Source organism: Kitasatospora arboriphila, from assembly GCF_039528095.1.
Lineage (GTDB): Bacteria > Actinomycetota > Actinomycetes > Streptomycetales > Streptomycetaceae > Kitasatospora > Kitasatospora arboriphila.
The window spans coordinates 3,856-16,199 of sequence record NZ_BAAALD010000033.1; the positions used below are offsets into that span (position 1 = coordinate 3,856).

Consider the following 12,344-nt stretch of genomic DNA (forward strand, 5'->3'; position numbering starts at 1 on the left):
CGCCCCGCCGCGGCGGCCGGCCCCGGGGAGGCGTCTGCCCGCGCGGCGCGCCGCCACACGGGGGAGTCGGGCCGGATCGGACGGGCCGTCAGTCCTTGCGGGCCACGTAGTAGACGTTGAGCGGGTCGCCCTCGACCGACCGCACCTCGACCTCGCCGAATCCGGCCTCGGCGAGCATCCGACGGGCCGTCTGCTCGCCCCACACGGTGCCGAGTCCGGCGCCGCCGGTGCTGAGCGAGGTGGTCATGCAGTAGAAGACGGAGAAGCAGTAGAGCGCCGGGCCGAAGGGGTGCCCGACGTTCTCCTCCAGCCGGCTGGACGCGGCGATGTCGCCCATCAGGAAGGTGCCGCCGGGGCGCAGCGCGGCGGCGATCGCGGCGAGGGTGGCCGCCGGTTCGGCGAGGTCGTGGATGACGTCGAAGGCGGTGATCAGGTCGTACGTGCCGGCGATCCCGGTGGAGTCGCCGACGGCGAGGGTCACGTTGGCCAGGCCGCGGCGTTCGGCCTGGGAGCGGCCGACCGCGATGCCCTCCTCCGACTGGTCGAGGCCGTGGAATCGGCTCTCGGGGAAGGCCGCGGCGAGGACCACGGGCGCGTGGCCCTGGCCGGTTCCGACGTCGAGCGCGTCGATGCCGGCCCGCAGCCGCTCCGTCAGGCCGGGGACGAGGGGCACGATGGTGTCCACCAGGGCCAGGTCGTAGACCCGGGCGCTCTCCTCGGCCTGCAGCGCCTGGAAGCGGGGGTAGGCGGAGTAGGGGACACCGCCGCCGTGCCGGAACGCGCCGACGACCTGCTGTTCGACCTCGCCCATCAGTCCGACGTACTGCATGATGCCGGCCAGGTTGTCGGGGCCGGCGGCCGCGGTCAGCGAGGCGGCGTGTTCGGGCGGCAGCCGGTAGGTGCCGTCGGCCGGGTCGTACTCGACGATGCCGCCGACGACCATGCCGCCGAGCCATTCGCGGACGTAGCGCTCGTCGAGCGCGGTGCGGGCGGCCAGCTCGGGGCTGGTGGCGGGCGGGGAGCCGGCCATGGCATCGAACAGGCCGGCCTGGTGGCCGACGCTGGTCATCAGGGCGAGGGCGGCGCCGTTGAGGACGTCGACCATCCGGCCGGCGAAGGCCTCGGCCTTCATGGGGTCGAGCTCCCCGCTGCCGTTCTCCGGACTGCCGTTCTCCGGGCTGGCCATCGGGCACCTCCTGCTACCGGGGCGGCGGGGCCGAGCGGTGCCGCACCTCCAACGTACGCTCGGCCGGCTCCGGCGGCCCTCCGTCCGGGACCGGCCGTCCTGCCCCGGCGGGCCTTGACTGCGGCGAAACCGCCGCCGTACGGTCGAACCGGTTCGATCGGAAACATTTCCGAAACTTTTCGACCCATGACCCCATGACCCCATGCCCCCATGGCACCGTCCCCGTCCGCCGTCCACCCGAGCTCTCGGAGGCACCCATGTCCGCACCCGTGGACCGGGCCGCGCCGCCGCACCAGGACGCCCGCAACCCCGTCCTGCCCGGCTTCCACCCCGACCCGTCGGTCTGCCGGGTCGGCGAGGACTACTACCTGGTCACCTCCTCCTTCGAGTACTTCCCGGGCCTCCCGCTGTTCCACAGCCGGGACTTGGCGCACTGGCGGCCGATCGGGCACGCCGTGGACCGCCCGGGGCAACTCGCCCTGGACGGCGTCCGCCCCTCCGGCGGCCTCTACGCCGCCTCGCTGCACCACGCCCGCGGCCGCTTCCACCTGGTGTGCACCCTGGTCGACGGGCTGCAGCAGGACGGCACCTTCCTGCTCACCGCCGACGACCCGGCCGGCGCCTGGTCGGACCCGGTCTGGCTGCCCGGGGCGCCCGGCTTCGACCCGTCGCTCTTCTTCGACGACGACGGCTCCGCCCACCTGCTCGGCACCCGCCCGACCGACGAGGAGGGCCGGACGGAGATCTGGCTGCGCGGCATCGACCTCGACCGGGGCGTGCTCACCGGCGAGGAGCACGTGCTCTTCCGCGGCGCCCTGGTCGACGCCCGCTGGGCCGAGGGCCCGCACCTGTACCGGCACGAGGACCACTACGTGCTGGTGCTCGCCGAGGGCGGCACCGAGCACGACCACGCCGTCACCGTCGCCCGCAGCCGCCGGCTCACCGGGCCGTACCGGAACAACCCCCGCAACCCGGTGCTGACCCACCGCCACCTCGGGATCTGGCACCCCGTCACCGGCGCCGGGCACGCCGACCTCGTCCGCACCCCGGCCGGCGACTGGTACGCGCTGCTGCTCGCCTCCCGGCCGTACGGCGGCGGCGGGCACGCCAACCTCGGCCGGGAGACCTTCGTCGCCCGGGTCGTCTGGGAGGACGGCTGGCCGGTGGTCAACCCCGGCAGCGGCCGGCTGGAGGAGTCCACCCGGATCGCGCTGCCGCCGCACCCGTGGCCGGAGCCCGGCCCGGTCGACCACTTCGACGCGCCGGAACTGGGCCCGCACTGGAGCCTGTTGCGAACCCCGCGGGCGGCCTTCCACAGTCTGGACGAACGCCCCGGCCACCTGCGGCTGCGGCTGCTGTCGCAGACCCTCGCCGAACGGGTGACGCCGAGCTTCGTCGGCCGCCGCCAGCAGCACGCCGACTTCACCGCCGAGGCGGCGCTCGACTTCGCACCGGCCGCACCCGGCGAGCAGGCCGGCCTGGTGGCGTACTACGACCCGGACCACCACGTCCGGCTGCTGGTGGACGGCGACGGCACGGGCGGCCGGGTCGCCCGGCTGACCGTCCGGGACGGCGGGCGGGACACCGTCCGGGCCGAACTGCCGCTCGCCTCGGGCCCGCTGGTCCTGGGCGCGGTCGCCCGCGGCCAGCAGTACACCTTCCGCTGCGGGCCCGCCGACGGCGCGGCCCCCGAGCTCGGCACGGTGGACGGCCGCATCCTCAGCAGCCGGCACGCGGGCGGGTTCACCGGCTGCCACCTCGGCCTGTACGCCACCGCGCCGTACCCGACGGCCACCCGGGCCGACTTCGACTGGTTCCGCTACGCCGGGGCCTGACCGCCGCAGCCCCCGCCACCGCCGCCGCCACCGCAGCGGGTCGCGACGAACTCGGCCAGGTCGGCGGCGGTGCGCCCGGGGTCGTCCCACTGGACGACGTGGCCCGAGCCCTCGTGGACGAGGAGCTCGGAGCGCGGCAGGGCGGCCGCCAGCCGCTCCTGGTCGGCCCGCGGCAGGATCCCGTCCCGGTCGCCCCAGATCAGCAGGGCGGGCGCGGTGATCCGCTCCAGACCGTCGAGGCCGGTCTCGCCGAACAGCCCGTCGACGGTGTCCCGCCACACCCGGGCCGGCACCCGCAGCCCCTCCCGCACCATCAGGTCGGCGAAGTCCGGCGGCAGTGGCCGGGCGACGATCGACTCCACCATCGCGCGGACGGCGGCCGGGTCCGGCGGGTCGGTCATCCGGCAGACGGCGTCCCGGACGGCGACGGCCTCCGGCTTGTCGGCCAGCAGCGCGGGCGTGCCGAGGAGGACCAGCCCGCGGACGCGTTCCGGGTGCTCGGCGGCGTACCGGCGGACGGTGAAACCCGCACTGGACGCGCCGACGAGCACGGGCCGGTCGATGCCCAGCAGGTCGAGGAAGGCGGCGAGGTCGGCCGCGAAGTCCGCGGGCCGGTAGCCCGCCGGCGGGCAGTCGGCGCCGCCGTGCCCGCGCTGGCTCGGTGCGAACACGTGCAGCGCCGCGGGCAGCCGGGCCATCAGCGGCCCGAAGGCGCGCCAGGAGTCGCCGACGGCGTGCACCAGGACGACCGGCGTCCCGGAGGGATCTCCCTGCTCGGCGTACGGCAGAACCGGCCCGCCCGGCAGGTGCGCGACCCGGGTGGCCGGTTCCTCCATGCGGCACCTCCCCGCAGCGACCCCCACTCGATGGTCCCGCGGCGGAGCGGCCGGCGCAGCGCCCGCGACGGGGCGCACCGGCGTCAGCTCGGCCGGTACCGCAGGATCCGGTCGTCGCCCGGGCGCGGGTCGCCCCGGCCGTCGGTGTTGCTGGTGGTGACGAGCAGCGTGCCGTCCGGCTCGGCGACCACCGTCCGCAGCCGCCCGTCGGTGTGGTCGAGGACGGCGGCGGGGGTGCCCGCCGTGCCGTCGCCGTTCACCGGGATCCGCCACAGGCGCTGGCCGCGCAGCCCGGCCAGCCAGATCGCGCCGTCGGCGTAGGCGATGCCGCTCGGCGAGGCGTCGGCCGGCCGCCACTGGACGACCGGGTCGGTGTACTTGGACCGGCCGGCCTTCCCCTCGACGACCGGCCAGCCGTAGTTGGCGCCGGGCTCGATCAGGTTGAGCTCGTCCCAGGTGTTCTGGCCGAACTCGGAGGCCCACAGGCGTCCCTGCGCGTCCCAGGCGAGCCCCTGCACGTTGCGGTGGCCGAGCGAGTACACCGGGGAGCCGGGGAAGGGGTTGCCGGGCGCGGGTGCGCCGTCGGGGGTGATCCGCAGGATCTTGCCGCCGAGCGAGTTGCGGTCCTGGGCGAGTTCGGAGCGTCCGGTCTCGCCGGTGCCGACGTAGAGCAGGCCGTCGGGGCCGAAGGCGATCCGGCCGCCGTCGTGGTTGTCGCCCTTGGGGATGCCGGCGAGCACGGCTGCGGGGTCGGTCAGCTGCGCGCCGGTCGGCCGCGAGGGGTCGTAGGCGAAGCTGACGATCCGGTTGTCGTCGGCGGCCGTGTAGTAGGCGTACAGCCGGCCGTTCGGGCCGAGGGCCAGGCCGAGCAGTCCGCCCTCGACGAAGGCGTCCACACCGGGGACGGTCCCGACGTCGGTGCGCGCGCCGGTCCTCGGGTCGATGCGCAGGATCCGCCCGGTGTCCCGGGAGCCGACCAGCAGGGCGCCGTCCGGCAGCCGGGCGACGCCCCACGGCGTGTTCAGCCGGTCGGCGACCGTGGTGGCGGCCGCACTGCCCGAGGCCCCGGGGCCGGAGCCGGTGGCGGTGGCGGTGGCGGTGACGGCCGGGGCGGACGAGCCGCAGCCGGCGAGGGCCGCGCCGAGCAGGGGCAGCAGGGCGAGTGCGGTCACGGTGCGCGGCTTCACGCGGGCCTCCCGGCGGGGCGACGGCTGCCCGGCCCGCGCCGGGCAGCCCCTCCAGCTCACCACATCCGGGCCGCCACCTCCCACGTGACGCCGGATGGCACCATGTGGCATCAAACTGGCATCGCGGAAGCGGCGCGACCTCCGCGCGACACCACCGTCGCCCAGCTCGCGCCATCCTCGTTCCCGCAGGTCAGAGCGGTCGCACACTGACCGACCCCCCAGGTGACGACAGAAGGGCTTGCACATGGAGCCACGATGGTGCCACTATGGCGTCATGGACCTCACTCCGTATGTCGACTCCCTGCGGCGCGAACTCGCGGTGGCCGCCGAGGCCGGCGGCGACCAGGCCCGCGAGCTGGCCGAGCGGCTCACCGCCCCCCTGGAGTCGGCGACCCGCCTGACCATGCTCAACGTGCTCTCCGCCGCGATGGACGAGATCACCCGCGAGCTCGCCCCCGGCTCGGTCGACGTACGGCTGCGCGGGCTGGACCCGGACTTCGTGGTGACGCTGCCGCCCGCCGGCAGCGGCCCCGCGCAGCCGGCCTCCGCGCCCGTCGAACCGCTCGCGGCACAGCCGCCCGCCGACGGCGACGAGGGCGGCACCGCCCGGGTCAACCTGCGCCTGCCGGCCCACCTCAAGGCGCGCGCCGAGGAGGCCGCGGCCCGCCAGGGCCTGTCGGTCAACGCCTGGCTCGTCCGGGCCGTCTCGGCCGCGCTCGACGGCGGCACGCCGCCGCGCACGGCGGAGAGGACCCGCAGCGTCGGGCAGAGCTTCACGGGCTGGGTGCGCTGACCGCACCCCACCCCCGCCCCGCAGCACCCCACCCGCACCACTCCACCCGCACCACTTCACCCAGACCGCGTCCCACCAGCGGGGACGTCCTGACGAGCCAGGAGGACGGGACAGCCATGCCTTCGTACGACACTCCCGAACCGATTTCCGCCCACGCCCACGTGGCAGCCGGCTCCGTTCGGCTGACCGCGGGCGACCGTCCCGAGACGGTCGTCGAGGTGCTGCCCCTCGACCCCAAGAAGGACCGGGACGTGCGGGCCGCCGAGCAGGCCGAGGTGACCTTCGCCGGCGGCGTCCTGACCGTCAGGACGAAGCAGCGCGCACTGATCGGGCCCACCGGCGCCGTCGACGTGACGGTCGAACTGCCCGCCGGCTCGCACGTCGACGTGACCGGCTCCTGGACCCAGGTGCTCGGCGAGGGCCGGCTCGGCGAGGTCCGCGTCAAGACCTCCGCCGGCGACGTCCGCCTGGACACCACCGGACCGCTCAGGCTGACCGCCTCGCACGGCTCGATCACCGTCGACCGGGTCGAGGGCGCGGCCGAGATCACCACCAGCTCCGGCAGCGTGCGCGTCGGGACGGTCGAGGGACCGGCCGTGCTGAAGAACTCGCACGGCAGCACGACCGTCGGCACCGCCTTCGGCGAGCTGCGGGTGAGCGGCGCCAACGGCGACATCGACATCGCGCGGGCCGAGGGCCCGGTCACCGCCACCACCGCCCACGGCACCCTGCGGGTCGCCGAGGTCGCGAGCGGCGCCGTCCAGTTGGAGACGGCCTACGGCGCCATCGAGGTCGGCATCCGCAAGGGCACCGCCGCCTGGCTGGACGTCAGCTCCGAGCGCGGGCGGGTCCGCAACTCGCTCTCCGACGCGACGCCGCCGGAGGAGGCCGAGGACACCGTCGAGGTCCGGGCCCGGACCCGCTGGGGCAACATCGACGTCCGCCACGCCCGCCCCTGAGCCAGTCCCTACGGACGCACGGACGTGACACGGGCGGGGGCCGTACGGCCCCCGCCCGTGTCACGTCTGCGTGCGGATCAGCAGCTCAGGTTGTTGCCCGGGACGGTGCCGAGGATCTGGGTGAAGCTCTGGTAGGCGTTGATCCGGCTCTGGACCTGGGCCGGGTTGCCGCCGTTGCACTCCAGGCTGCCGTTGATGCTGCGGATGGTCTCGCCGAAGCCGGCGCCGTTCACCATCGCGTTGTGCGGCGTCATGGTGCCGGGGCCGGACTGGGTGTTCCAGTACCAGAGGCCGGTCTTCCAGGCGACGGAGGAGTCGGTCTGCACCAGGTTGGGGTTGTGCAGCAGGTCGATGCCGAGGGCGTCGCCGGCCGCCTTGTAGTTGAAGTTCCAGCTGAGCTGGATCGGGCCGCGGCCGTAGTACGCGGCCTGGCCGGCCGGGCAGCCGTACGGCTGCGAGGAGTCGCAGTAGTGCGGGTAGTTGGCGGTGTTCTGCTCGACCACGTACACCAGGCCGCCGGTCTCGTGGCTGACGTTGGCGAGGAAGGCTGCGGCCTCCTGCTTCTTCACCGTGTCGCTGCCGGTGTTGGCGAACGCCGGGTAGGCGCTCAGCGCGGCCTTGAGGCCCGCGTAGGTGTAGAAGGAGTTCCGGTTCGGGAACATCTGGTTGAACTGCGCCTCGCTGACCGGGAATCCGCCCGGGTTCGAGGTCTGGGTCGGGGTCGGCGTGCTGCCGCCGCCGGAGCAGTTGTACGGCTCCCAGTACCAGGTGGAGATCGTCGGGTCGTAGCCCGGGTTGTCGTGGGTGGCCCGGTACAGGTTGCCGTTGGAGTACTTGACGACCGTGCCGGTGGTGTAGGTGCGGCCGGCCACCCAGGCCGGGTAGTCGCAGCTGCCGCCGCCGGTCGGGGTCGGGGTGGAGCCGCCACCGCCGCCGCAGACGCCGTTGTCGGCCCAGACGCCGGAGGCGCCGCCGGGGGTCTCGTTCTGGGTCCACCACTTGGCGGTCCAGTTGTGGCCGCTGTAGGAGGCGGACATGCCCCCGGTGTAGACGGAGGAGGAGTTCCACGCCGAGGCACAGGTGCCGGCCGAGGCGGACGTGGGAATCAGGACGGCGAGGCCTATCGCGGCCGCGCCTGCGGCGGCGGCCGCGATGAACCGGCGCTTGGCCGGAAGACGGTGCTTCACTGACACGTGATCACCCCTTGGTGCGGTGGGGGCCGCACGGGATCGAGGACGGAGGGGACCGCGCACGCGGGCCTGCGGACACCGTCGGAAGAGGGGTGCCGGGCCGCCGTTGCGGGGTTGACGAGGACTCAACCAAACTGGTCTATACCTGTCAAGAAGGCGTGGCTGAGCGGAGGTTCAACGGAACCCTAAGAACTCCTCAAGGCGCGCGGCCCGACCCCTCGGGCGCCGGTTCAGGCCTTCCGGCCGGCCGTCCGGCGGCGCTCGCCGCGGGCGAGGCGGCGCAGCCCCGCGAACCGGCCGAGCCGGTCCATCCGTTCGGCGTTGGCCATCGACGCCCGGTCGAGCTCCTCCATCAGACGGCGCGAGCGGTGCTCCAGGGCGAGCTCGTCGAGCATCCGGTCGATCTCGGCGAGCACCGACCCGTAGAGCTGCCAGGCCTCCGGGTCCTCCTGGACGTGGCGCAGCAGCTGGTGCGCCACGTTCTCACGGACGGCCCAGGCGGCGGCGAGCTCGGCGGTGAGGCGGTCCTCGGCCTCCTCGGCGCTGCGGCTGACCTGGGTGGTGACCAGCACGGCGAAGCTCACCAGGGCGCCGCCGACGTGCTCCAGCAGCTCGCCCAGCGAGACGGTGACGTCGGAGGGGAAGAGCCGCTCGTCGCCGTTGCGGCGCTTGGCCAGGTCGGTGAGCGAGCGGGTGAGCACCCGGATGACGACCACGCAGATCTCCAGCGTGTCCAGGCCTGTGCGCAGCACGATGCGCGAGAGCAGTCCCTCGCTGACCCTCGGATTGAGCCGCAGGCTGTCCTCGGCCTGGCGCAGCGCGGCGTCCACGTCGGCGATCGCCTGGTCCAGCCGGCGGGCCTCGTGCAGCCGGGCGGCCGCCTGCTCGACCGGTGCCGGACCGCCGAGCTCCTCGGCGATCTCCAGCAGCAGCTGGCGGGCCCGGCGGGCGAGGTCCTCGATGGACTCGCCGGCGGTGTCGACCCAGACGGGCGGCGCGAAGACGAAGTTGAAGGCGAGGCCGACCCCGGCGCCGATCATGGTCTCCAGGACGCGGTCCCAGGCCTGCGAGGCGAGGCGGGTGACGCCGAGCACCAGCATGGCGCTGATCGCGACCTCGTTGACGAACTCGTCGACCCGGACGAAGTGCCCCACCACCAGCGAGGCCAGGATGATCAGCCCGAGGCTCCACCAGGAGAGGCCGACCACCGCGCTGAAGCCGATCGCGATGAGCACGCCGACGATGACCGAGTTGACCCGGCGGATGCTCGTCTTGAGGGTCGAGTACACGGTGACCTGGACGACCAGCAGGGCCGTCAGCGGCGCGGTGAGCGGGGCCGGCTCGGCACTGAGCTGCACGGCGACGGCGTAGGAGAGCGTGGCGGCGACCGTCGCCCGCAGGTACAGGGCGACGGTCGGGTCCTTGATCCACCGGCGGGCGGCACTCCTGGTCCTGGTCCACAGATCGCGCATCACTCCCTTGTACCCGCCGCGCCGCCCGGCACCCGGACGGCGCGGCGCACCCCTCCGGGTGCCGTGGCCGGCGCCGCGGCACCCGGAGGGGCGGGACGTGCTGCGCGTGGGTCAGGCCGAGACGAATCCGCGCACCTGCGCCAGCACCGACAGGTCGGTCAGGAAGCCGATGTGGGTCTGGCAGGCGACCAGGGTGTTGGTGGCGCCGCTGACCGCGGTGCTGGTGTACGGGATGATGACGCCGTCGCAGGGCGAGTACCAGGTGCGGTAGGACGTGCTGCCGGGCGTCTCGTCACCGCTGTTGAGGGTGGCGAGGAAGGACGAGCCCGGGTACATCTCCTGGCAGGACGGGTAGGCGATGCAGTTCGCGGCGTAGGTGGTGCCGTGGTTGGCGCCCGCCAGCGAGGCCCAGTGCGCGACCTTGGTGTGGCCGCCGAGCTGCTTCACGTACCACCGGGTGACCAGGCCGCCCATCGAGTGGTTGACCAGGTCGACCTGGGCGGCGCCGGTCTTGGCGCGCACCTGGTCGACGTAGGCCGCGAGCTGCGCGGCACTGGTCTGGTTGGACTGGTTCCAGTCGTACTCGAAGGCGTACAGCTCGGAGGAGCCGTAACCGCCCGCCGTGAACACCGAGAGCGCGGTCGTCCAGTTGGACGCACTGCCGGTGTAGCCGTGCACGAAGATCACCGGGCGGTGGCCGGCCGCGTGGGCCGACCCGGACGGCACCACGAACGCGGTGACCGCCGCCAGGCACAGGAACAGGGAGCCGAGAATCCGGCGCATCCCTACCTCCAGGGGGTGGGTGGGGGAACCCTGACCGGACGTCAGGGCGGCCACAGTCTGGGCAGCCCCGGCCCCGCCGCGAATCGGTGGAACCACCGGTGCCCGCAACCGGACACCGCCTTGTGCACCCGCCCAGCCGCGCACCCCGGCCGGTGGGCAGCCCGACAGCCTTCGGCCGTACCGCCTGGACCGCGCCCGGGCGCTCTGCTGCGCTGGCAGCACCGACCGACCGCCGCCGGGCCAGAGAGGGCAGACCGTTGCACGGACGCGATCCCGGACCCCGGGCGCTGGACGCCCTGCTCGACCGCGCCCTCGCCCGGACGGGCGGCTGCCTGCTGGTCACCGCCCCGCCCGGCGGCGGCCGCAGCGCGCTCGCCCACCGCGCCGCACGGGCGATGGCCGCCGCCGGCGGGCGGGTGGTCACCGCGCCGGGCCACGCGGCCGAGACGGGCCTGCCGTACGCGGCGCTCACCCTCCTCACCGCCCGGCTCACCGCCCCCGGAACGCCCGCCGTCCCCGCCGTGCTCGGGGCCGCGGCCACGCACCCGGCGGCACCGCAGGCCCGCGTGCCCGACTCCGCGGCCGACCTCGCCCGGTGCCTGCTCGACCTGCTGGGCGCGGCGGCCCGCCACCGCCCCCTGCTGCTCGTCGTCGACGACGTCCAGCACTGGGACGCCCCCTCCCGCACCGTCCTCGGCCTGGCCGCCCGCCGCCTCGGCCCGCACTGCCCGGCCGCCCTGCTGCTCACGGCCGACACCCACCACGGCACCGCACCCGACCGGCCGGACGCGAGCGGCCGGCCCGCCCCGGCCGACCACTTCGCCGGGCTGCCGCACCTCGCACTCGGCCCGCTGACGGACTCCGCCGCGGCGGAGCTCGTGAGCGACACCGCCCCGGGCCCGGTCGCCCCGGCCGTCCTGGCGGCACTGGTGGACGCCGCACACGGCCGCCCCGGCATGCTCGCCGAACTGCTCGCCGCACTCACCCCGCCGCAGCTCTCCGGGCTGGAGGCACTGCCCGCCCCGCTGCCCGCCACCGTGCTGCTGCGGCGCTACACCGGCCGACTCGCGCTACTGCCCACCGCGGAGCAGGCCCGACTGCTCACCCTGGCCGTCGCCGAGGAGGCCGCCGAATTCTGGCCGGGCGAACCCCGCCTGCCGTCGGCCACCGGGCAGGGAGAGGCCGGGCCGGAACGCACCGGGCCGGAAGGCCTGACGGTGGCCGCGCGGGCCGGCATCGTCGCCGAGCACCCGGACGGCCCGCGGTTCACCGATCCGCTCTGGCCGGTCGCCGTCCGCCAGCGGGCCTCGGCCGCCGACCGCCGGGCGGCCCACCGCCGGCTCGCCGCGGACACCGCCGGCACCGGCCCGCACCTGGTCCACCTCTGGCACACCGCCTCCGCCGCGCCCGCCCCCGACCCCGCGGCCGCCGACGCGCTGGCCGCAGCCGCCCGGCACGCCTCCGCCCCGGACGCCGGGGTCACCGTTCTGCCCGGCGGGCTCGCCGCCCTCCTCGCGCTCGCCGCCGAACTCGGCCCGCAGTCCGCGCTCGCGGCGGACCGGTACGCGCGCGCCGCCGAACAGGCCTGGCTCGCCGGACGGACCGGCCTCGCCAGGCAGCTGCTCGACCGGGCCCGCCGTCTGCCCGCCGACCGCCCCACCACCGGCCGCGCCACCCGGACCACCGGCCTGGTCGAACTCGCCGAGGGCTCCGCCGCGCAGGCGCGTGCCACCCTCGCCCTCGCCGCCGGCCTGCTCTCCCCCGCCGACCCCGACCTCGCCCTCGACGCCCGCCGGCATGCGGCCGAGGCCGCCTGGGCGGCGGGCGACCTGGCGGGCTGCCGCGCCGAGACCGCCGCCCTGCTGCCGCAACCCGGCACAGTCGGCACGGGGGCGACGGCCGTCCCGGCGGTGTTGCTGCCCAGCGCCTGCCGCACCGCCGCCGCCTTCGACCGGCACTACAGCCGGGGCATCCCCGCGCTGCGCCGCACGGTCGCGGACGCGGCCCCGGAACACGAAACGGAGAGCACGGTGGAGAACGGCTCCGCGGCCGCCGCCCAGGCGCTCGCCGCGGCCGCCGCCCTCGGGGGTGCGGCGGGCGGGC

General features: G+C 75.4%; 10 protein-coding genes. 4 read left to right on the forward strand and 6 right to left on the reverse strand.

Annotation, left to right across the window (positions count from 1 at the left end; translation table 11 throughout):
• Window positions 1-88: 88 nt before the first annotated feature.
• Complete coding sequence (locus ABD353_RS18310; protein WP_344624694.1) at window positions 89-1,186, reverse strand: class I SAM-dependent methyltransferase; 1,098 nt, start codon at window positions 1,184-1,186, stop codon at window positions 89-91.
• A gap of 257 nt (window positions 1,187-1,443) precedes the next feature.
• Here ABD353_RS18310 and ABD353_RS18315 point away from each other — a divergent pair, with 257 nt between their 5' ends.
• On the forward strand, window positions 1,444-3,021 hold the full coding sequence (locus tag ABD353_RS18315) for a glycoside hydrolase family 43 protein (protein WP_344624695.1): 1,578 nt from the start codon (window positions 1,444-1,446) through the stop codon (window positions 3,019-3,021).
• Here ABD353_RS18315 and ABD353_RS18320 read toward each other — a convergent pair.
• Together ABD353_RS18320 and ABD353_RS18325 are read right to left on the reverse strand one after the other, a co-directional pair.
• Window positions 3,006-3,857, reverse strand: coding sequence for an alpha/beta fold hydrolase (locus tag ABD353_RS18320; RefSeq protein WP_344624696.1), 852 nt, complete (start codon window positions 3,855-3,857; stop codon window positions 3,006-3,008). The two genes, ABD353_RS18315 and ABD353_RS18320, sit on opposite strands and share 16 nt — an antisense overlap.
• 83 nt (window positions 3,858-3,940) lie before the next feature.
• On the reverse strand, window positions 3,941-5,044 hold the full coding sequence (locus ABD353_RS18325; RefSeq protein ID WP_344624697.1) for a PQQ-dependent sugar dehydrogenase: 1,104 nt from the start codon (window positions 5,042-5,044) through the stop codon (window positions 3,941-3,943).
• A gap of 274 nt (window positions 5,045-5,318) precedes the next feature.
• Between ABD353_RS18325 and ABD353_RS18330 the strand changes: the two genes are divergently transcribed.
• Entirely contained in the window at window positions 5,319-5,837 is a 519-nt protein-coding gene (locus ABD353_RS18330; protein WP_344624698.1) for a toxin-antitoxin system HicB family antitoxin, read from the forward strand.
• Between the two features lie 116 nt (window positions 5,838-5,953).
• On the forward strand, window positions 5,954-6,796 hold the full coding sequence (locus ABD353_RS18335) for a DUF4097 family beta strand repeat-containing protein (protein ID WP_344624699.1): 843 nt from the start codon (window positions 5,954-5,956) through the stop codon (window positions 6,794-6,796).
• Window positions 6,797-6,873: 77 nt separating this feature from the next.
• Here the strand turns inward: ABD353_RS18335 and ABD353_RS18340 are convergent, their stop codons facing one another.
• From ABD353_RS18340 to ABD353_RS18350, 3 genes are all read right to left on the reverse strand, one after another.
• Entirely contained in the window at window positions 6,874-7,983 is a 1,110-nt protein-coding gene (locus tag ABD353_RS18340; protein WP_425555185.1) for a glycoside hydrolase family 19 protein, read from the reverse strand.
• 233 nt (window positions 7,984-8,216) lie between these two features.
• Entirely contained in the window at window positions 8,217-9,458 is a 1,242-nt protein-coding gene (locus ABD353_RS18345) for an FUSC family protein (RefSeq protein ID WP_344624700.1), read from the reverse strand.
• Between the two features lie 111 nt (window positions 9,459-9,569).
• The gene (locus tag ABD353_RS18350; protein ID WP_344624701.1) at window positions 9,570-10,241 is read right to left on the reverse strand and encodes an esterase/lipase family protein; all 672 of its coding nucleotides are present in this window, start codon (window positions 10,239-10,241) and stop codon (window positions 9,570-9,572) included.
• Between the two features lie 257 nt (window positions 10,242-10,498).
• On the opposite strand from ABD353_RS18350, the gene ABD353_RS18355 reads away from it, so the two are divergent.
• Window positions 10,499-12,344 (forward strand): AAA family ATPase (locus tag ABD353_RS18355; protein WP_344624702.1); only part of this gene is annotated, 1,846 nt, incomplete at its 3' end.

What these genes read in the sequence shown, in the direction of transcription:
- ABD353_RS18315 (WP_344624695.1), top strand. Translation starts at nt 1,444, where the DNA reads ATGTCCGCACCCGTGGACCGGGCCGCGCCGCCGCACCAGGACGCCCGC.
- ABD353_RS18320 (WP_344624696.1), bottom strand. Translation starts at nt 3,857, where the DNA reads ATGGAGGAACCGGCCACCCGGGTCGCGCACCTGCCGGGCGGGCCGGTT.
- ABD353_RS18345 (WP_344624700.1), bottom strand. Translation starts at nt 9,458, where the DNA reads ATGCGCGATCTGTGGACCAGGACCAGGAGTGCCGCCCGCCGGTGGATC.
- ABD353_RS18350 (WP_344624701.1), bottom strand. Translation starts at nt 10,241, where the DNA reads ATGCGCCGGATTCTCGGCTCCCTGTTCCTGTGCCTGGCGGCGGTCACC.
- ABD353_RS18335 (WP_344624699.1), top strand. Translation starts at nt 5,954, where the DNA reads ATGCCTTCGTACGACACTCCCGAACCGATTTCCGCCCACGCCCACGTG.
- ABD353_RS18330 (WP_344624698.1), top strand. Translation starts at nt 5,319, where the DNA reads ATGGACCTCACTCCGTATGTCGACTCCCTGCGGCGCGAACTCGCGGTG.
- ABD353_RS18310 (WP_344624694.1), bottom strand. Translation starts at nt 1,186, where the DNA reads ATGGCCAGCCCGGAGAACGGCAGTCCGGAGAACGGCAGCGGGGAGCTC.